Origin of the sequence: Mycoplasmopsis phocirhinis (assembly GCF_004216495.1) — a bacterium.
Taxonomy (GTDB): domain Bacteria; phylum Bacillota_I; class Bacilli_A; order Mycoplasmatales; family Metamycoplasmataceae; genus Mycoplasmopsis; species Mycoplasmopsis phocirhinis.
In genome coordinates this window covers 298,148-320,314 of record NZ_CP034841.1, presented here as the reverse complement: position 1 = coordinate 320,314, position 22,167 = coordinate 298,148, and the positions used below count along the sequence as shown (strand labels likewise).

The following is a 22,167-nucleotide window of genomic DNA, read 5'->3' as shown; positions in this document are numbered from 1 at the left end:
ATCTTAGGATTATGATGTTAATGATTTCATGTACAAAATATATTAAATTTTATTATTATTTTTAAGTGCTTCTAATAGGTTTTGAAATAATGAAACCACTGTTAAAGGTCCAACACCTCCTCTTGCAGGCGCTATTGCTTCAATATGACCTTCTAAATCGTCTATATCAACATCGCCACAAATAACTTTGCGACCATCTTTTTCTATTAAAGTAGCTCCTACATCAAAAACAATAGCACCCTGTTTGATATTTTTTTTGCTAATTAGGTTAGGGCTTCCAGCAGCAACGACTAAAATATCAGCATTTTCAACTCCTTTAATACCTGATTCGCGATTGTGGGTTGAAACATGAGCGCCCATTTCTTTAAATAAAGATGCAGCCGGCTTACCAACTAAAATTCCACGACCAATTACTGCTACTTTTTTGTCTTTAACATCTATATTGTAGTGATTAACTAGTGTAATTATTGCTTGCGCGGTTGCTGGCGTAAATTTAAATTCATCAGTTTTATTGTAAAAATTAAACGAATTTCTTGAACTTAAACCATCGACATCTTTATTAAAGCGAATTGAATCTAAAATTGGTTGTTTATAAATTGATAATTCACCACCGATTGGTAATTGAACTATAATTCCATCAGTTTCATCATTAATTTTATCGAGTTGTTTTAAAATAAATTTAAAACGTGATTTATCACCTGCAAATTTAAATACTTTAACATCAACTCCTAATTCTTCACCTTTTTCAATTTTTTTTTGGACATAAACATCAGTAGCACCTGTTATATCATCACCAATTCGAACAATACCTAGAACTGGTTTGCGACCTAATTCAATTGAAATTTGCTCAAATTCATTTTTTAATTGGTTTGTTAATTCTAACGCTACTTTTTTTCCATCTAAGATTTTCATTTCAATTCCTCCTTATATTGTTCTAATTCTTTTGTATATTTTTGTAATTTTTGTTGTTCTAGTTCAATTTTATTGCTTGGTGCTTTAGCAATAAAATTTGGATTATTTAACATTTTTTGAGCACGTTCAATTTCGTTTTCAAGTTCACCGATTTTGCTTTTGATTGAGTTAATATATTCGTTTTTTTGTTCAATACTTTGCTCAATATTAACTACGATATCTCCATCAACATAAACTGTGTCATTATTAATTTTAATTTGTGCGTTTGCCAGTTTAGCAATTGCGTCAATATTAAATTGATTTTTAGTAATATTAACATCATAAAAAAGGACGTTTTTTTTGCTAATTTGATTATCTTCACGATATTTTCTTAAAATACTAACGATTTTAATTATATTTTCGACATCAATAATATTTTGCTGCTTAATCATCCTTAATCTAAGAGGTCTAGAATTTAAGATTTCTTCATCAAAAAGCGTTTTATATAAATAATCACTAATAAAAGGTAATAATGGATGTAGAATTATTAGCAATTTCTTGAAATTGTTTAAAGCAGCATTTTTGTTTGGCATTATTTTTAGTAATTCTACATATCACGAAGAAAAATCGTTATAAATAAACTTATTTAATTCATAACCCACAACCGTTAAATCATAGTTTTTGAATGCGTTATCAATTTTTTTATTCATTTTAACCATACGATTGTGAATTCAATTGTCAGCAGCAGTATTGGATTTAGTTGTGTCATCGGGTAAATTTTGAATGTAACGAGCAATATTTCAAATTTTATTACATAATCCTCACGCTGAACGCATTTTATCTTCTGAATATCTTATGTCTAAACCTGGTGTTGTATTAGTAGTTAAAAACCATCTTAAAGCATCAGCTCCGTATTGATTTATGACTTCAATTGGGTCAATACCATTGCCCAATGATTTTGAGAATTTTCTTCCTTGTTCATCTCTTACTAAACCAGTAAGCAATAATTGTGAAAATGGTTTATTGTTTTGAAAACTAAGTGAGAAAAAATACATTCTAGCGACTCAAAAGAAGATGATGTCATAACCAGTTACAAGTAATGAAGTTGGAAAGTATCGATTTAATACTTGATTTGAATTTTCTGATGGCCATCCTAAGAATGAAAACGGAGCTAGTCCAGATGAAAACCACGTGTCTAGTACATCATTATCTTGTATTCATTGTTCGCCTGGTGAATTGACTTGAACTTTAATCTGGTTATCTTTATATCAAGCAGGAATACGATGACCTCATCATAATTGACGCGATATTGTTCAATCATGTGCGTTTTGCATTCATTTTTTAAGTGTTTGCTTAAATCGTTTAGGGAAAAATTTAATTGCCTGTGTTGTGTTTAAATGGTCAAGAATCGTATGATTTAATTGTTCCATTTTAACAAATCACTGCGGCATCACTAAAATTTCAACTGGTTCACCGCTTCTTTCTGAATAGCCAACATTTGAAATTGTTTTTTCGATTTTTACGATTAGATTATTCTCAATTAAATATTTTTCAATGGCTTTGCGGGCTTGAAAACGTTCCATTTTGTGGAATTGAGAATTAGGAGCATTAATAAAGCCATTTTGGTCAATAGTTTCGTTTATTTTTAAATTATGTTTTTTGATAAGGTCAATATCCACTTCTGCGTGGGCAGATAATTTCATTAAACCGCTTCCAAAATCTATTTCGGTGTATTCGTCTGGGATAAAAGGAATATTTTGTTTAGTTAAAGGATGGATAAGGCTTATATTTTGCATTGAATTATAACGCGAATCATTAGGATTATATATAACTGCCACATCAGAGAGCATTGTCTCTGGACGAACAGTTGCGATAGTTAAATATTCATTTGAATTTGCAATTTGATATTTAATATACAACATATTTTGTTCTGTTGGTTTAGCTATAACTTCAATATTTGAAATTGCAGTTTTTAATTTGGGATCTCAATTGATTGCTTTTGTACCCCGATAAATTAAACCTCGTTTATAAAATTCAATAAAAGCTCGATTTACGGCTTGATTTGATTCTTCGTCTAACGTAAAACGTTCTCGTTCATAATCTAAACCTAAACCTAAAACCTCTCATTGTTGTCTAATTGAAGCAGAGTATTCATCTTTTCACTCTCATATTTTTTTAATAAATTCTTCTCGGCCAAAATCGTGTTTTGTTTTACCGGTTAAATTATAAATATTACTTTCAACTTTACTTTGAGTTGCAATACCAGCGTGATCCATCCCGGCTATATAAAATACATCAAAACCCTTTAATTTTTTATAGCGAATAATCGCATCTTGAATAGATGTATTTAAGGCGTGGCCTAGATGTAATTTACCAGTAATATTTGGTGGTGGTAAAAGAATTGTAAATGGTTTTTTTGTTTGGTCATGTTCGCTAAAAAATTTTTTTAATTTTCATTTTTTTGAAATTTTTGATTCAAATTTGTTGGGTTGGTATAATTTATCTAATTGCATTTTTGACCTCATATAACTTTAAATTTATATATTTAATATATTATACCAAATTATTATTTAGCATTGGTTGCTGCGTAACTGTCGAGATTTAAAAATAGCCATATAATTATTGGCTATTTAATATATTTTTCATTTATTCAAATTAAAAACAAAATGTTTTTATTTTGTTCAGCAGCATTGTAGCAATTTATATTCTTTAAGTATTCATAAATTTATTGAAAGTGGGCTAATTTTTGTTGATTTGATAAAGATTTGTATAAAATTGTTTAGGTTTTAATACGCATCTGAATTTTGATCGATTAAAGCAGTATTTATTGCTTCATCATCATTGATTTTACTCATATTATATTCCCATGTCATCGTTTGTGATGATTGAATTTGATCGATCAAATTTAAGTCCACAATCATTGTTTCTTTAGTATTTGAATATGTTTCAAGTTCATTGATTAAATTTTCGTTTGTATCATGGTCGATATTATTTAAATTAGTGTATATACTGTCAATATTTAAACTTTTTATTTCACTGTTTGATGCAATTAAATAATGTTGTTGGTCATATTTAAAACATTCGTTAAAAATATAATTATGAGAATTAAATTCTACGCCTTTTGTGTTGTGCAATCATGAATGAAACACTGGATGTAAAGGGTTGTTAAAAATTTTTTCTTTATTACCAAATTCAATTAATTTGTTGTCAAAAAACACGTAAATATTGTCAAAATTTTGAAATTCAACAATGCTACGATCATTAGTTATAAAAGTATAAGTTAAATTATTTTTTTTAGCAATTTCGCCTACAATCCTTAAAAATTCACTTTTTAAATTTTGATCTTTTATATTTTCATCATCACTTATAAAAACAATTTGTGTTTCTTCCTTCAATTCTGCTAAAAAGCTCATTTTAAGACGTGATATTAGTGATATATTATTGAATGTTTTTGTTAAAGAATTATTACTAAAAGCTGCTGAGTTTAAAATTTGAATTAATTTAGTGAATAGGTCAATTTTAATTAAATTTGTTTTGCTTAAAGTAAATTTTGTAAAAATAAATTCACGCAATAATTCTAAATATTCAAATAAAAAGGCGACTGATTTAAGTGTATTGAATGAATTTTCAATTTGTTGAAACATTTGCTTATAATCATTTTGAAAATTTGGATTAATATTTAAATTATTAATTTTTTGTGCAATTTTGTCATTATAATCATTAATAGTTTTGTAATAAAATTTAATAAATTTAATTTTATTATTTATTAATTTATGTTTTGAGTTAAATTGCTTAAATTCACTTTGCAAAAGGGATTTTTTTCATTCAAATTCTTCATTTAATAATTCTAAGTTATTTTTTGCGTTTTTGATTTGTTCTTTATAATTTTCAATTCCAAACACATTTAATTTTTTTTGACTTATTTTCCTATACTTGTTGCGCAAATTTTTAATTTGGTTATTAAACAATTCTTGATTGAATCTGCTAATTTCAATATATGGAGTAAAGTCAAACCAAAATTCATTTGAAATTATTTTTTTGATTTTTGTCGAATTAAAATTTTGTTCAATATTTTTATTTGATAAATTGTTTGAAATAAATAAATTTAAACGTGAAATAAGGTTATTTTTCAGTTCATCAATATCTTTATGCTCTAAATATCTTAAGCTTAGTAATTTTTTATGTACTAATTTTGCAATATATTTTTTTAACAAAATCTGTTTTACGATGTAGCGAGTTTGTGCTGGACTATTAATAAAATAATTATATTTTTCTTGGTCAATTATGACTGATTTTTTAAATCAACTTATTAAAGATGTCATTGTTTTTTTACAATTAATACGTTTGAATGTTTTGAGTTGAATTAAATGTTTTAGCAATGATTTAATATCGCGTAAATATAATTCTCTTTTGATTGTTTCTTTGTTAGTTTTTTGCATTTTTAGCAAAATCTGTAATCTTTTTTGTTTTTTTTCAAGATCTATTTTTGTGTTAAATTCAGGACTTTTTCAATATCGTGAAGAAATATTAAGACTTATATTATAAATAGTTCTAAATAGGTCTAAAAACTCACCCATGATAAGTTCATTGTAATATTTTTGGTTTTCGATATAAGTTAAAATTTGATTATTTAATTCAACTGTACTATTTTGTGTAAAAATTTGTCAAAATTTATTACTCATTATTTGAGAATCTCTTTTTAAATCAGAAATTAAGGTATGTAATGAGTTTATTTTTGTTTCAAAAACACTTAGTATTTCTGTTTTTAATTGGTATTGATATGTATTTAAAATTTTGAATAATCATTGTATTGTTTGTATGTTATATTGATAATTTCGCTTGATACGTTGATATTCTCTTACAATTGAAATGTTGTTTTCGCTACTTTGTGGTGTTTCAAGATTATAAAAGGATATTTTTTTATCTATTGTTTTAGTATCGCTATGACACACGACATCTTTATATTCGTTATATTCATACAATATTTTAATATTATTTTTTTTGTTGATTATTGTTTTAAATTGTTTTTTAAACAATTCGGTATTTTCATCAATAATTAAAAAAGCATTTGCCGTATTTTTAAATAAATTTAATTGTGGAATAAACACATAATTTTTATTTTTCGCTGGCTGGAATAAATTTTCAATTGTTAATATTTTTTTATTTTTTGACATAGTATATAAAGTATATATTATTTATTTTTCTTAAAATTTAAATGAAAAAATAGTCAAGCGACTATTTTCATTAGTAATTAAAGTTTGATATGTGAATTAAACTAATTCAATAATAGCCATAGGTGCTGAATCACCTTGACGTGAAACAAGTTTGTAAATACGTGTGTAACCACCATTTCTTTGAGTATATTTTGGTGCGATTGTTGCGAATAAGTGTTTTAAAACATTATTTGAACCTTGTACAAGAGTTGGGCGTAAAAATGCAGCAGCTGCACGACGATTTGCCAGAGTTGGGTTTTTTGCTTTTGTAATAAGTTTTTCTGCGTGACGACGTAATTCTTTGGCACGAGTTAGAGTTGTGGTAATACGGCCATGAGCGAATAATTCGCTAACTAAAGTACGCATCACTCCTTTTCTTCATTTAGTATCACGACTGTAAATTTGTTTTGGATTAGCCATTATTCTTCTCCTTTAGTTAATTCATAATCGAATTCTTTTAATTTAGAAACAATTTCGTCTAGAGATTTTTTACCTAAGTTTTTTGTGTTTTCTAATTCTTCATAAGTCATAGCCGCAATTTGAGACAATGATGTTTTGCCAATTCTTCGTAAAGCATTTAACGAACGAACAGAAAGATTTAATTGAGTAATATCTAAATCATTTTCTTCTTTTTCAACTTCTTTTTCAACTTCTTCTTTCTTGAAAATTGAATCTACAACCATGTCGTCAACATTGCCGACTAATTTAAAATGAGCAACTAAAATTTCACATGCTTGTTTAATTGCTTCTTTAGCCCCTACAGTTCCATCGGTGGTGATGTTAAATTCTAATTTTTCTTCAATTTCGTTTGATGCAGAATTTAATTCACTCACTTTGTAATTAACATTTTGAATTGGACTGAAATTTGAATCGGTTGCTATTAAAATACCTTTTTTAATATTAGATTGGATTTGACTTAAAAAGTTAGATGTTGAAATAAATTTTTTGTTTTTATCGTTTGGTAAATAGCCGCGACCAGCACGTAAAAACATTTCTAAGTGCAAACTACCTTTAGCACTAAGAGTTGCTAAATGAACCGATTTGCTTGTAATTTCAATATTTGAATTGACAACTTCAAGACTTCTTGAAGTAACAACTCCGGGTTGGTCAGCTTTTAAAACTACCTTGATAATTTCATTATCATTAACTAACTCAGGTTTATATTGGAATTTAACTTTACGTAAATTCATTAATAATGTAGTAACATCCTCGACTACACCGTTTATAACTTCAAATTCGTGTTCAACGCCTTCGATTTTAACAGCACATAATGCTAAAGAAGTAATGTTTGATAATAACACTCTTCTTAAAGCAACACCAACTGTTTGTCCAAAACCTCTCTCAAGAGGTTGTAGTGCAAATGTTGTTGTATTAGCTTCTTTGGCGTTAGAATTTAAATTTTCCACTTGAATGTAGTCAAGTTTTGCCATTTTTTCCATATTTCCTCCTTCTTTTTATTTGTTTCTATCTCATTTTTTCGCGTTTAAGAATACGTTTTGGAGGTCTTGTACCATTGTGAGGTACTGGGGTAACATCCTTAATTTCTGTAACGGTAATTCCTGATACTTCGATTTGTTTACGAGCAGCATCTTTACCTGCTCCTAAACCTTTTAATTCAACTCTAACAGTTTTCATGCCACGCTCTTTTGCTAATTCAGTAGCTGCTTGTGCTGCTAAACCAGCTGCATAAGGGGTTTTTTTCTTCGAACCTTTATAACCGATTGCTCCTGATGATGATCAAGCAACAACATTACCTTGTTCGTCAGTAAAAGTAACAATTGTGTTTTGGTTAGTTGAGTGAATGTGAGCAACACCACTAACAACTAATTTTTTCTTAGTTTTTTTAGTTTGTTTTTTTGCTATAGCCATTATAAACTCCTATTTTTTCTTCCCGGCAACTGTTTTTCTTGGACCTTTACGAGTACGAGCATTACTTTTTGTTGATTGACCTCTAACAGGTAAACCTTTACGATGTCTCATACCACGATAACATTTAATTTCCATTAAACGTTTAATGTTTAATGAAACCTCACGGTGTAGATCACCTTCGGTTTGATATTCTCTTGCTACTTCACGAATTGCAGATAATTGTTCTTCTGATAAATCTTTTACTCTAATGTTTTCATTGATATTTGCTTTTGCAAGTATTTGTTTTGATCTTGTTAAACCGATTCCAAAAATGTATGTTAATGAAACAACAACACGTTTATTGTTTGGAATCTCAATATTTAAAATTCTAGCCATAAATTTTCCTATCCTTGTCTTTGTTTATGTTTAGGTTGTACACAGATAATTCTAATGATTCCTCTACGTTTAATAACACGACAATCTTTACACATTCTTTTTACACTAGCTCTTACTTTCATATCTTCTCCTTATTTGTGACGATAGATAATACGTCCTAATTGTAAATTATATGGACTAATTTCTACATCTACTGAATCCCCAGGTAAAATTCTAATATGATTTACGCGCATTTTACCTGATATGTGAGCTTTAATTACTAAACCATTTTCAAGTTCAACTTCATATTCATCAGTTGAAAAAGCTTGTTTAACAATGGCTTTAAATTTAATAGCATCTTTTGCCATTTAAATTCCTTTCGTTAATATTACACCCTTACCATCTTTTATTAGTACCGTATGTTCGTAATGGGCATTTGTTAAACCGCTAGCGCTAACAACAGTTCATTTATCTTTTTTTACTTTAATACGAGCATTTTTTTGCATAACCATAGGTTCAATACAAATTACCATGCCATCAACTAATAATGGGCCTTGTCCTGGTTTACCATCATTGTAAACATCAGGCTCTTCATGGACATTAAAACCAATTCCATGACCGCAATACTCCGAAGGGGTATAAAAATTATTTTTCTTGATTACTTGACCAATTGCAAAACTAATATCACCCACTCTAGCACCGGGTTTAATAGCTGCAAGACCCGCTTCAAAGGCTTGTTTGGCTACTTTAATCAATTTTTTATTTATTGGTGCGATTTCACCTACACCTTTTGTGAAAGCGCTATCGCTATTCATTCCGTTATAAGTGCAACCCATATCAAAAGAAACAATATCACCGCTTTTTAATACATAATCGCTTGGAATGCCGTGGATCAATTCTTCATTTACAGAAATGCATGCGGTTGCAGGAAAACCGTATAAACCTAAAAATGCTGGTTGAGCACCTCTTTTTATAGTTTCATTAAAAGCAATTGTATCCAGTTCTTTTAATGAAACTCCTGGTCTTATGTGGTCATAAACAACTTGTTTTACCTCAGCCAAGATTTGACAAGATTTTGTAATATCTTCAATTTGCTTTTGATTTTTGATATGAACCATCTTGCTCCTGTCATTTATATGTTATATATTAATATAACGAATTATATTTTAGCAAAAGTTGTCAAAATTTGAAGTAAATTTTATTTTAATTTTATTAGTAAATATCAATAAATAACATATTATTTTTAATATAGATTAGGAGCATAAATGAAAGCAAAACGAAAAAAAATAGCAATTATTGCAGGAAGTGTTGGAGTAGTTAGTTCAATTACTATTGGCCTAGGTTTAGGTCTAGGTTTAAATTCTTACAAAGATAATAAAATTGAGTTATTTATTGAAGGCTTAGTTGATAAAAACGGTAAAACCGGTTTATTAAACACATATAAAGGGAAAGAAATTGAATTAAATTTAATTACACCAGTTGGTAAAAAATTATCAAAATTATTAGTTGATGGTGTTGAAAAAACAAATGAAGTAGTTAATAATACATATAGTTTTGTTCAAAGTAATATTAAACAAATTAAAGCAGAATATTCTGATTTAATTTTTGAAGTTAAAAACACAAATAATCTTAAATTAGTGAATAAAGATATTGATTTATCAACGTTAAAATATGGTCAAAATATTGAATTTGAAATTATGAATCCTCAAAATTTAACCATTGACTCATTATTGATTAATAGTAAAGAAAGCAAAAATTTAATTAAAAATAACCGTATTAGTATAAATGTTAAAGAAAATTTAGAAATTAATTTAACTTTTGTTAACACCAAAGAGGAAAATTTTGAACCAAACGAGTCCAATGAAAATCTTCAAAATGGTTCAAGCGATTTGTCTGAACAAAAAAACAATATTGATAATGTGGTTGAAGAAGAATCAAATGTAAAATTAATTGGTTTTGAAAATAAAAATATAGTAACTAAAATTGGCAAAGAAGTAGTTGCACAATTGATTGTACCCAAAAATTCATCTTTACAATCATTATTAGTTGATGGTGTTGAGAAAAAAGATAGCGTAATCAATAATACATTCACGTTTACAACAACTAAACCAAATCATAAATTAATTGCTGTATATCAAGAAAATAAATATGTGCTTTCATTAGATCAGTATTTAAGTGCAGCAAATAATATTGAACTAAACAATATTTCATTTGGTCAAAATATCACAATTAATATTGACGTTCCAGAAGGTAAAGAAATTCAGACACTTAACGTAAATGGTTCAAACAAAAAACGTTTTGTCAAAAACAATTCTTATCAATTTATAATGCGTAATAACACTCAAATTAGTGTTCAATTTAAAGATAAATTACAACCAAAGCAAAATTATTCAATTAATTTAGGTTCTAATTTATATATGAATGAATTTATTGATAAAAACAATTTTAAACACGGTGAACAAGCAACAATTTTTATTGATATTCCCCAAAATAAATCTGTTAAAAATGTTCAATTAAATGGTCAAAATATTGATGTAGACACTTCAAAAGGTATATTTAAATATTTAATAACTCAAAATTCAAATTTTAGCGTTGAATTTAATGATATTAATGAAGAAAATAATGTTTATGTCAGTGGGGATAATAATTTTAAAGCAGCCGATGGTAATGATTCATTCAAAACCACACAAAAAGATAATTTTTTAGTGTTTAAAATAGATATTCCCCAAGGTCAAGAAATTGAAAGTGTTTTTGGAAATGATCAACCGATACCAGCAGAAAATATAGTAATTGATGGCAATTATATTTCAGTTAAAATTAATAATGATTTATATTACGCATTGAAGGCAAAATTTAAAGAAAAAATTGTTATTCTTCCAGATAAAAAAACACTACAAAAAACTGTAATTGTAGCTAAACAAAAACATAATTCAGTAACTTTTACAAATGAGCCTAATCAAATATTAAAAGACGAATTTGTTAATGTTTTAAACCAGGCTGAATCTATTTTAGATAATCAGGACGCAACACAAGAACAAATAGATTTAGTTTTAGAAAATTTAGAGCAAAAAATGAATAAATTGAGCGGAATTTACACAACTAAATCATTAGAATTTAAAAATACTACTTCAAGGCAAATATTGTTAGTTAATAACGACGGAAGCACAAAACAAGTAAGTTCAATTAATGCTAATAATGTAGACCCAAATAATTATTTAGTTAGAATAACTGATGATGAAACACAATATTTAATTCCAGTTAAATCTATTGAAAAAATGGGTGATCAATACAAATTGACCCTTAAACATAATAATTTGGTTTTATTTAACTCGCAAAATGATGTTATTGAAAATTACTCATTTTATGTTGATGAAATTAGTGATAAAGCAAATGTTTATAGTGATTTTAACACCTTAATTAATGCTATTAAATTAAATCCCAACGCAACCTTTTTAATCGGTTCAGATTTATACGCAAATTCAATTGAACAAGATCAATATATAGATATTGATTTTAGAGGTGTTTTAAAAAGTGTTGATGGAAAAAATTATGCTATACATAATCTAAATAAACCTTTGTTTAAAAACGTTATAAATTCAACTGTATCAAATTTTAAAATTTTAAATTCTAGAGTTGTAGTTGATAAGGATGCTGGAATTTTAGCAAAATCAATACAGAACAGTGTTATTAGTAATTTATTTATTGATGCTAATTTAGTTTTTAAACAAAATTCAATTGATTCAATTTCAGTTGGAGGTTTAAGTTTAATTTTAACTGATACAACAGTAAAAAATAATGTGTTAAAAATCAATTTAGATATTAGTAGTACAGATAAAAATGGTCAATATTTTGGTCTTTTAGCAGCAAAAGCAAATAATATAAATTCTACTGATAAAAAAATAGAAAAAAATTATATATCAGGTGTTATTTCAAACACCTTGCAAACTAATTTTACTAACACTAAATTAGGTAAAATTATCGGTAATATAAATAATTTAAGTGTTGAAAATAATATTATTGATGTTATGGCAGATAATATTGAACTATTTGGCCAAAAAACTCGTTCTGATATTTCAAATAATAAAATAATTAGTGGGCAAAATTCAAATACTTCAATTACAATTACCAAGGCAAAAGAACTATTAAGAGCATGAGGTATAGATATTGAATTAAATTCAAACAATAATTTTGATAAAGTAGATTATTCAACTTTAGCAGAATATGATTCTATGCGTCAAATTGCGTACGAAAATGTTGCTAAATTACTTCCCAATTATGACCGAAACACCATTACTAAATATGCTAATTTAATTAGTACTTCAGATTTGTTATTTAAAAAGAAAATATATTCACTTTTACCAATGCATGGTAATGAATTTGTGTCTAATTTATACGATAAAAACAGTATAAATCGCTTATTTGTTAAATTTGAAGATGGTAGTGCCACAACTTATGATTTAGCTAGTCCAGTTGAATTTGAACAAAGCGCTCGATTTGAATATAGATTAGGAGCAGATTTAATTTATTCACCAAATCAATATTTAAATTTAAACCAAAATTTAGTAGATGAAATAGTAGCAGAATTAAGTGTTTTAAGTTTAGATTCTACTGATTTTGTACAACAAGTTAAATTAAGTGAATACAATAATCAAATGAAGCAAAAATTTGTTAACTTTAGCAATGAAACAATTAAAACATTATATTTAGATTCTTCTTTTAAAGAAATAAAATTACATTTAGATGAAATTGTTAAATCTTTACTGGCTAATTATCAAAATAGCGATTACAATAATGAACAAGTAGCACGAGTAATTAAAAAAACAATTTTAGATAATAAAGTAAAAATTATGCTTGGCTTAACTTATATTAATCGTTTATTTAAAATTAATTTTGGGCAATATAACATTTTAAAAATAATGCTTTTTAATCCTAATTTTTATAATAATTTAATTAAAAATATTGATTTTTTAATTGAAATTGGTTCATTAAATTTTGAAGAATTATTAATAAAAAATAATTTTGCAACATTTAATAAATATTTTAAAAAATTAATTAACAAAAATTTATTTGAGTTTTTAGAATATAATCTAAAGGTTTTTACAAACAGCAGTGATATGGATGAATGGTTCAAAACTTCAACCAAAGCATTTATTAGTGAACAAAAATTACTTTCACAACCACAAATTAACATCAGTGCGTATCAACATCTTAAAACCAAATCTAATGCTAATGGTTATATATTACCTTTACTAAATTTACAAGAAAGTAATGTTTATATTATTTCAACGCTTGGAACTATCTTTTTTGGTAGTTACGGAAGAAATATAGATGAGCAATTATTAGTTGCAAACAAAAATGAATACCAAAATGAAATTAATAAATTAAAACAATTAATTATTGATAAATCAATTCAATACCGCAAATTTATGGAATTAATGTACAAAATTTCAAACCAAGAAGGCAAAGATTATTTAACTAAAACTACAACTGAAATTTTTGATGGCTATTTTATAGTCTCAAGTTTAAATGGTGTAGCTCAACCTAGATTTAATGGCCAAAAACGAAGATGAGCTGAACGTTTTGATGAACATTATTCAGCAATAAATGATTTTTTTGGTCCTATAAATAGATGATATCCTCAGTCTGTGCGCAAAGATTCTGCGTATGCTAATCAAAACACAAAAGTAATTAGATTTGATAGTGTTGATATTTTAGACACCGAAGGTATTGCAACTTTAACTCATGAATTAACCCATGCTTATGATACTAAAACTTGATTGCAAGGCAATCAATATCGTCCTGGGGTAGGGCCTGAAGCTTTTGCAACTGGTTTATTTGAATCGTTAACAAGTAATAATTCACCTAATTATGGCTTTAATTTTGCCCTTAATTTAAATGGAGCAGTCACATCCAATAATAATATTGACAGGTTTAATTCAAAAGAAGACTTCAAACAGTATTTAAGTGGTCTATTTGATGTTACATATTTACTTGATGCAATTGAAGCTGAAGTTATTTTATCTAAATCAATACAAAACCAAACCTTTTTCTTTAACCGGTTAGCTTTACATAAAGATGATAATTCAATGAAAAATGAATATGAATTGTATAAAAATGAAGATATAGCTAAAGGTTATACCCATGGTAGTGATAGAGTTATTCAATTAGATGCTAATTCAATAGCTTCACTTAATTTACAAAGTGTTTATGATTTGATTGATCATAATATTGTTTCTAAATTAGAAACATATGGTTTAAAACCCGGCACAAGTGATTATTTAAGAAATAATAATGAAAATTATTATAGTATTAATTTATTTAGACCAATTTTTGCTGCCTACTCAAATAATACAGGTGCTACTGGTGGTTTAATTTTTAGAAGAAATGCACTAGAATTGTTGGCTGAATTTGGTTGAGATGCCGGTTTTGTCAATTATGCTACGGATGTTTTAAGCACTCAATTAAGCTCAAATCAGTTATTAAGTGAAGATTTTGTCTTAAATAAAATCTTTGATTCTCGCTACGCTAATTACAACGAATTCAAAAAAGCAATGTTTAAAAAACGCCTTGATAAAAAAGATCAAATAAAATCTATAACAATACGTTTTAATAATCAAAATTACATAATTAATAATAGTCAAGATCTTAAAAATCTTTTCAACATTGCAATTGATAAAGATATACAAAGTTTATCTTTAAATAACCGAAACAGTTTTGTTTCTTACGAGTTAAAACGCTCAATCATTCAAGCCTATAACTCTTTAACCAAAAATTTTCAAGAAAGTATTTTTAAATAAAAAAAGCAATTAAACTTAAATCGGTTTAATTGCTTTTTAATTTATTTAAAAGTGTTTTTGCTATATCTTCGGCCTTGCCATTAGCGTCTATAGAAATTATTTTTTCGTTTTGTTGGTAAAAATCCAAAAGTGGTTTTGTTTCATCGTGGTAAATCTTTTGACGTACTTTGATTGCTTCAATAGTGTCATCTGGTCTTGTGGCTAAATCTACACCATCGTTTTCACATTTATTTTGCAATTTAGAAGGCATATATAAGATATGATAATTACTTTTACATTGTGGGCAAAATCTTCTACCTGATAATCTTTTTAAAATTAAATCTTCCTCAGCAAAAAGTGAAATTACTAGATAATTAAAGCCTTGAATTGCATCTAAAAATTTAACTTGGTTTAAGGTACGTGGGAAACCATCTAAAATAACTTTTTTGTTTTGCGACATTAATTCTTTTAACTTATTTTTTACAATTTCGTTAGTGATATCATCCGTAACATACTGCCCAGATTTTACGATTTGAGCAACTTTTAAACCTAGGGGAGTAGCTTTAGCTATTTCTTCTCTAAAAATGCTGCCAGTTGATAAATGAATAAATTCATCTGAATTTGCAATTAGAGCAGCTACTGTACCTTTACCAACTCCCGGCGGCCCCATAAAAACCATATTTAATTTTGAATTTTCTATCATAACAATCCATCTCCATTTGTTTTTTTGATTTTTTTGTTTTTGTTATCTAAATTTGGGCCGTGTTCAGTATATACGTTTTCGTAATTAATTTGCTCACTCACTTGGCGTGATAATTGTTTTTGTTTAGCAAAATGTGTTGTTTTTAATCTTGCCTTAAATTGACCAATTGTTTCAATTGCAACCGAAACTAAAATCATAATACTGGTGCCACCAAAAGCAATTGCGGCAGGTCATTTTAAAACAATTATTTGTAAATACTGAAATGAGGCAAGAATTATTAAATAAAATGCACTAAAAGTTGAAAGTCTTAAAACAACACCAAATAAATAATCTTCAGTTTGTTCACCGGGTTGAATTCCGGGAATAAAGGTTGAATTTTTGGCGAAATCTTCACTAATTTTATCAATTTTTGATTGCTGAATACCCATTAAATAACTAAAAAAGAATGTAATAACTACTAATAATGATAAACCTAACGGTGAAGTAAATTGCATATATTCGTTTATTCAAGCTTTAGCAGGATTACCAGTAGGTAAAATTCTTGCAATCATTAAAGGAAATGAAAGTATCATTGTTGAAAAAATTATTGGCATTATTCCACCAGGGTTTAATTTAATTGGCAATTTACCCATTTCATTAACATTTCTTGAACGCCCTGCTCCAGTTTGTTGAATAGGAATATGACGCTCCGAATTATAAACTAAAGCAACTATAAATATTGTTATCGCAAACACAAAAACATAGCCAACAAATTTTAGTGAACCAATAAATAATGAAGACGAAGAAGAATCACCTACAAAAAATGCTGTCGCTTGTCTAAATTGGTTTGGTAAAGCAAACGCCATCCCTGTAAAAATAATTAAAGAAGTACCATTACCGATACCTTTATCAGTAATTTGTTCAGCAATGAACAATGAAAATAAAGAACCACCAATTAAAATCATAGGCACTATAAAATATGTTGTTGCGATAAGCGATGATGAACCAAAAACAGGCAAAATTTCAATAAAAGGATTTTCACCACTACCTAATGATTGTGATAATAATATTGCTTGTGGAAAAGCAATGAAAAGAGTTAATACGCGCGTAATAACATTTAATTTTCTTCTTCCTTGCGGGCCGCTTTGACTCAATTTATGAATGGCTGGGAATAATCTAGTTTGTAAAAGAGACATAATCAGTGAAGCGTTAATAAAGGGACTAATACCTAACGCAACTAATGAAAAATTACGTAAACCTCCCCCTCCTATAAGGTTAAGAGTGTTAAAAAAGGTATCCTGGTTTATTAGATCAGCCTGATTTATGCGTACAAATGGGGCTCCAATTGTTGTCATTATCACATAAATAGCTAAAAAGGAAAGAGTGAATAGTAATTTTTTTGTTAGAGTTTTATGTTCTCAAAAACTTTTTCATCAGCGACTTAATTTGTATCAAACTTTAGACATACTATAGCCAATATTACTAAAAAATTGCTTCATATGATCCTTTCTTATATTTTTATTTTTTAATTAAATATAAAATAATATTAATTATACCTTAATAATTTTTATATCGTGTTTAAATTGGTTTTACAAAAACAAAATATCTAATATTTTAAACAATTATATTCAAATGAACAATATTAATTTTAATACATATAGATATAAAATTTTTGTGTGTATAATTTTAAATTATGATTAAAGTTAAAGATTTAGTTTTTAAATATCCCGACGCAAACAAAAATGCTCTTGACGGAATTAGTCTTGAAATACCAGATGGTAAATATGTTGCTATTTTAGGTCATAATGGTTCAGGTAAATCAACTTTTTCTAAATTATTAGTTGCCTTATATAAACCTAAAAGTGGCACGATTGAAATTAATGGAACAATAATTTCTCCTGATACTTTACGTAAAATAAGAAAACAAATAGGCATTATATTTCAAAACCCAGACAATCAATTTGTTGGTGCTTCAGTAGAAGATGATATTGCTTTTGGTTTAGAAAATAAACAATTACCTAGAGAAAAAATGAAACCAATTATTGCTGAACTAGCACAAAAAGTTGGTATGAATGAATTTTTGTCAAGAGAACCACACCTTCTTTCAGGTGGTCAAAAACAGCGTGTTGCTATTGCCTCAGTTTTAGCTTTAGATCCTGATGTTATTATTTTTGATGAAGTTACTTCAATGCTAGATCCATTAGGTAAAACGCAAGTTCTTAAATTAATTCGTGATATTCAAGCAAAGCGTCAAAAAACTTTAATTTCAATTACACATGATATGGATGAAGCAATTTTAGCCGATCATTGTGTTGTTTTTGCTGGTGGTAAAATTATTGCTCAAGGCTCACCTAAAGATATTTTAAAAAATCAAGAAATTATTGAAATAGCTAAAATAGATTCACCATTTATATACAAATTAAGTCAAAAACTTGAAGGTATTCAAGAAACTTATGACGAAAATGATTTAATGGAGCAAATATGGAAATAAAAATTAGACAATTATCACACACATATAGCCGTGGGACTAGAATGGAATTTACTTCATTAAAAGATGTAAATTTAAATATTAATCAAGGTGAATTTATTGGAGTTATAGGTCAAACAGGTTCTGGCAAAAGTACATTAGTTGAACATTTAAATGCTTTATTATTACCCACAAAGGGAAGTATTCAATGAAATTTTAAAAATATTAAAAAAAATAAAAACAATATAGATGAAGAAATTTTTGACGATCAAATAGAATTAAAAGCCTCTTGAATAGAAAAATCAGGTTTTAGGAATGGTTCAAAAATTGAAGTTTTTAAACAAAAAAAACTAAAAAAAGTTAAAAGAGCAAAAGAAATCAGAAAAAAAGTTGCTATCGCTTTTCAATTTGCTGAATATCAATTGTTTGAAGAAACAATTGAAAAAGATATTATGTTTGGCCCTCTTTCTTTTGGTGTTGATAAAACAGAGGCTAAAAACAGAGCACAAAAATATTTAAATTTATGCGGTTTAGATGATAGTTTTTTAGCAAAATCTCCTTTTAATTTGTCTGGTGGTCAAAAACGCCGGGTGGCATTAGCTGGTATTTTAGCAATTGAACCCGATATCATTGTCGCTGATGAACCTACAGCCGGTTTAGATCCAGTTGGTGTACAAGAGATATTGGAAATTTTCACAAAATTAAATAAATTAGGCAAAACTATTGTTATTGTTACTCACGATTTAGATAATGTTTTACAAGTAACTAGCCGAGTTTTGTTGATGAAGGATGGTCGTTTAATTAAAGATGGCACCACTCGCGAAATATTGCGTGATACTGAATTTTTAAACAAAAATTCAATGCAGCCACCCAAAATTTTAGAATTTATCACCAAATTGCAACAACGTGGCCTAAATGTTCCACACAATATAAAAAATATTGATGAATTGGCAAATTTTTTAAATCAAAAATTAGCTCAAAAGAGAGGTAAATAATGAATTCTGCTATTGGTACATATGTTTATGATGATACATATGTTCATCGTTTAGACCCAAGAGTTAAATTAATCATTAATATAATTTATATTGTTTTAACTTTTATAGCATCGCATTTTTGAACATTGGTTTTTTTGTTTTTACCTTTATTGATTGTGTTTTTAATAGGTACAAAAAGTTTTAAAAGAGCATTTTCATTGTTAAAAATGCCTTTGATTGTCGGTGTGATAGTTTTTTTTATTAATATATACACTCTAAAAGTGCCAACAGGCAATTCGCAAGCCGAAATTGCTCAACGTAACGCAATGCATATTTTTTTCTTTATTACTAAATCAAAAACTTATGCTCTTAGTTATGCGGTTATTGCTCAAACACTATCTTTAGTATTCCGAATTTATATAATGATAATGATAACAACATTATTTGTCTCAACTACAAAACCAATTTTATTAACTAAAGCCTTGGAAGATTTATTATTACCATTGAAATTGTTATTTATTCCAACCCATATCATCGCAATGGTAATTTCAGTTGCTTTACGCTTTATTCCGACTTTATTAATAGAAGCAAAACGAATAATGAAAGCTCAAGCTAGTCGTGGTGTGGATTTTGTTAATGGTAAATTTAAAGATAAAGCTAAAGCATTTACAACTTTAATTATTCCCTTATTTTCAACTTCATTTGCTAAAGCAGAAGATTTATCTAACGCGATGGAAACCAGAGGTTATGACCCCTATGCTAAAAGAACGCGTTATCGTTTGTTAATTCCAACTTGACGAGATTTTATTGTTTTTAGTGTGGTTTTAACTTTAGTTATTTTAACTGCCTTAATTAAACATAATGTGTTTGCTTTACCACATTGATATTCGATAACAAATTTTCACATTTAAATTTAAAACTCACCTGAGTTTTTTTATTTATTATAATAAACGTATAAGGAACAAAATGAAGCAAAAAATTAATGAATTAACTGAGCTAATTAATAAATGAAATTATGAATATTTTATTGAAAATAAACCTAGTGTTTCGGATTTAGAATATGATAAAACTTTATTAGAACTTGAACATTTAGAAAGTAAATACCCTGAATTAATCCATCCTCATTCACCTACACAAGTTATAGGTTATGGCGATAATATTTTTAACTCAAAATTTAAAAAAATTATTCATAAAAAACCAATGCTTTCGCTTGCAAAAGCATACAATTTTAGTGAAGTAATTAAATTTGCACATAATATAGAAAAGATAGTACCTCAAGAACAAATTCAATTTAGTATTGAACCTAAAATAGATGGTTTGTCAATAGCACTACACTATAAAAATGGCTATTTAATTCAAGCTTTAACTCGTGGTAATGGAATTGAAGGTGAAGATGTAAGTGCTAATATAATGCAAATTGAATCTATACCTAAAATAATTGATTATACCGCTGATTTAGAAGTGCGTGGCGAGATATTTATGCCTAAATCTCAATTTAACAAATTAAATTTAAAAATGGCACAAATTGGCGAAAAAACCTTTGCTAATCCTCGCAATGCAGCCAGTGGTACTTTGCGTCAATTAAACAGTGAAATTGTCGCTCAAAGAGGTTTAAAATGTTATATTTATGAATTAGTTGAAGCCCAAAAACATAATATTGATACCCAACAACAAGCATTAGAATTTTTTGCTAGTTTAAATATTCCGTTTAATCCTAAATCTAAGCTAGTTGATCTGGAAGAATTAGAACATGAAATTCAATTATTTGCTCCGCTTAAAAACCAATTAGATTACGATGCTGATGGTTTAGTGATTAAATTAAACAATTTAAATTATTGAGATAAATTAGGCTCAACTGCAAAATTTCCAAAACACTCAATCGCATTTAAATATGAAGTTGAAAGTGTAAATAGCAAAATTTTAAAAATTATAACTACTGTAGGACGCACAGGCAAATTAACTTATGTAGCCAATATAGAACCAGTTAATTTAAACCAAACAATAGTTAAAAATGCCACAATGCATAATTATAGTTTTATTGAACAAATGAATGTTAATGTTGGTGATGAAGTCACAATTATCAAAGCTGGTGAAATAATTCCCAAAGTTATTGCTTTGGCTAACAAAAACACTGATGGAATCTTTGAAAAAACTATTTTTTGTCCTTCATGCAAACAGCAATTAGTTGAAATAGACGATAATGTTGATCAATTTTGTGTTAATGAAAATTGTGAAGAAAAAATAATTAATAGTATTTACCATTTTGCTTCACGTCAAAGTATGAATATTGTTGGTTTAGGTTTAAACACTGTTAGTGATTTATACCATAATAATTTTTTAAAAAACATTGCGGATATTTATTCATTACATCAACATAAAGATTTAATTATTCAACTGCCTCGTTATGGAGAGTTAAAAACACAAAATTTATTGAATAACATTGAAAAAAGTAAAAAAAGTGAATTTAGTAAAGTCATTTTCGCTCTTGGTATCAAACACGTTGGCATTCGAGCGGCAAAATTAATTTCACAAAAATACCAAAATTTTAATCAACTTATAAATGATCCAAATTTAACAAATATTCAATTTATTGAAAATATAGGACCAAAAATTAGTGAATCTGTGGTTGAGTTTGTGGCTAATCCCAAAAATCAAGATTTAATGTTTTTTTTAGACTCGATATTTAGTTATAGAAATCAAAAACCTAATAGTTTTAAATTAATAAATAAAACGTTCGTAATTACAGGAAAATTAAACAATAGTCGTGATTTTTATGTAGATTTAATTGAAAAAAATGGTGGAGTTGTAGCTTCATCGATTTCAGCTAAAACTTCATATTTGCTTTGTGGTGAGCAAGCGGGTAGCAAAAAAGATAAAGCAATTAAACTCAATATTGAAATTTTAGACGAAGAAATGTTTAATAATTTAATAAAATAGTTAA

Annotated in this window: 17 protein-coding genes; 5 read left to right on the top strand and 12 right to left on the bottom strand. The window is 27.4% G+C overall.

Going from position 1 to position 22,167, the window contains the following annotated elements:
* Positions 1 to 42 precede the first annotated feature (42 nt).
* From EG856_RS01270 to map, 10 genes are all read right to left on the bottom strand, one after another.
* Entirely contained in the window at positions 43 to 912 is an 870-nt protein-coding gene (locus tag EG856_RS01270) for a bifunctional 5,10-methylenetetrahydrofolate dehydrogenase/5,10-methenyltetrahydrofolate cyclohydrolase (RefSeq protein WP_130429332.1), read from the bottom strand.
* Positions 900 to 3,404: a valine--tRNA ligase gene (locus EG856_RS01265; protein ID WP_130429331.1), complete on the bottom strand. Its 2,505-nt coding sequence runs from the start codon at positions 3,402 to 3,404 to the stop codon at positions 900 to 902. The genes EG856_RS01270 and EG856_RS01265 overlap by 13 nt, the downstream gene beginning before the upstream one ends.
* Positions 3,405 to 3,677: 273 nt before the next feature.
* Positions 3,678 to 6,065 (bottom strand): MAG1360 family OppF-related protein, encoded by a 2,388-nt coding sequence (locus EG856_RS01260; RefSeq protein WP_130429330.1) that lies wholly within the window; start codon positions 6,063 to 6,065, stop codon positions 3,678 to 3,680.
* 96 nt (positions 6,066 to 6,161) lie between these two features.
* Positions 6,162 to 6,524, bottom strand: a complete 363-nt coding sequence (rplQ, locus tag EG856_RS01255) for a 50S ribosomal protein L17 (RefSeq protein WP_130429329.1) — start codon at positions 6,522 to 6,524, stop codon at positions 6,162 to 6,164.
* The gene (locus EG856_RS01250; protein ID WP_130429328.1) at positions 6,524 to 7,543 is read right to left on the bottom strand and encodes a DNA-directed RNA polymerase subunit alpha; all 1,020 of its coding nucleotides are present in this window, start codon (positions 7,541 to 7,543) and stop codon (positions 6,524 to 6,526) included. The genes rplQ and EG856_RS01250 overlap by 1 nt, the downstream gene beginning before the upstream one ends.
* Positions 7,544 to 7,568: 25 nt before the next feature.
* Positions 7,569 to 7,973, bottom strand: a complete 405-nt coding sequence (gene rpsK / locus EG856_RS01245) for a 30S ribosomal protein S11 (RefSeq protein WP_165381416.1) — start codon at positions 7,971 to 7,973, stop codon at positions 7,569 to 7,571.
* 9 nt (positions 7,974 to 7,982) lie between these two features.
* Positions 7,983 to 8,348: a 30S ribosomal protein S13 gene (rpsM, locus tag EG856_RS01240; protein WP_130429327.1), complete on the bottom strand. Its 366-nt coding sequence runs from the start codon at positions 8,346 to 8,348 to the stop codon at positions 7,983 to 7,985.
* 8 nt (positions 8,349 to 8,356) lie between these two features.
* Positions 8,357 to 8,470 (bottom strand): 50S ribosomal protein L36, encoded by a 114-nt coding sequence (gene rpmJ, locus EG856_RS01235; RefSeq protein ID WP_029608718.1) that lies wholly within the window; start codon positions 8,468 to 8,470, stop codon positions 8,357 to 8,359.
* 9 nt (positions 8,471 to 8,479) lie between these two features.
* Positions 8,480 to 8,695, bottom strand: coding sequence for a translation initiation factor IF-1 (gene infA / locus EG856_RS01230; protein ID WP_130429326.1), 216 nt, complete (start codon positions 8,693 to 8,695; stop codon positions 8,480 to 8,482).
* A complete protein-coding gene (gene map / locus EG856_RS01225) occupies positions 8,696 to 9,445 on the bottom strand; it encodes a type I methionyl aminopeptidase (RefSeq protein ID WP_130429325.1) in 750 nt (249 codons plus the stop codon). It lies immediately after the preceding gene.
* Positions 9,446 to 9,592: 147 nt separating this feature from the next.
* Between map and EG856_RS01220 the strand changes: the two genes are divergently transcribed.
* Entirely contained in the window at positions 9,593 to 15,124 is a 5,532-nt protein-coding gene (locus tag EG856_RS01220; protein ID WP_130429324.1) for a ZmpA/ZmpB/ZmpC family metallo-endopeptidase, read from the top strand.
* Between the two features lie 25 nt (positions 15,125 to 15,149).
* Here the strand turns inward: EG856_RS01220 and EG856_RS01215 are convergent, their stop codons facing one another.
* Together EG856_RS01215 and secY are read right to left on the bottom strand one after the other, a co-directional pair.
* On the bottom strand, positions 15,150 to 15,806 hold the full coding sequence (locus EG856_RS01215) for an adenylate kinase family protein (RefSeq protein ID WP_130429323.1): 657 nt from the start codon (positions 15,804 to 15,806) through the stop codon (positions 15,150 to 15,152).
* The gene (gene secY / locus EG856_RS01210; protein ID WP_130429322.1) at positions 15,800 to 17,284 is read right to left on the bottom strand and encodes a preprotein translocase subunit SecY; all 1,485 of its coding nucleotides are present in this window, start codon (positions 17,282 to 17,284) and stop codon (positions 15,800 to 15,802) included. Before secY ends, EG856_RS01215 begins: the two co-directional genes overlap by 7 nt.
* Positions 17,285 to 17,478: 194 nt before the next feature.
* Here secY and EG856_RS01205 point away from each other — a divergent pair, with 194 nt between their 5' ends.
* From EG856_RS01205 to ligA, 4 genes are read left to right on the top strand one after another with little or no spacing between them, the layout of a single operon-like run.
* Positions 17,479 to 18,276, top strand: a complete 798-nt coding sequence (locus tag EG856_RS01205; protein WP_130429321.1) for an energy-coupling factor transporter ATPase — start codon at positions 17,479 to 17,481, stop codon at positions 18,274 to 18,276.
* Positions 18,267 to 19,247 (top strand): energy-coupling factor transporter ATPase, encoded by a 981-nt coding sequence (locus EG856_RS01200; RefSeq protein ID WP_130429320.1) that lies wholly within the window; start codon positions 18,267 to 18,269, stop codon positions 19,245 to 19,247. Before EG856_RS01205 ends, EG856_RS01200 begins: the two co-directional genes overlap by 10 nt.
* Positions 19,247 to 20,137, top strand: a complete 891-nt coding sequence (locus EG856_RS01195) for an energy-coupling factor transporter transmembrane component T family protein (RefSeq protein WP_130429319.1) — start codon at positions 19,247 to 19,249, stop codon at positions 20,135 to 20,137. The genes EG856_RS01200 and EG856_RS01195 overlap by 1 nt, the downstream gene beginning before the upstream one ends.
* Positions 20,138 to 20,192: 55 nt before the next feature.
* Positions 20,193 to 22,163: an NAD-dependent DNA ligase LigA gene (gene ligA, locus EG856_RS01190; protein ID WP_130429318.1), complete on the top strand. Its 1,971-nt coding sequence runs from the start codon at positions 20,193 to 20,195 to the stop codon at positions 22,161 to 22,163.
* Positions 22,164 to 22,167: the final 4 nt, after the last annotated feature.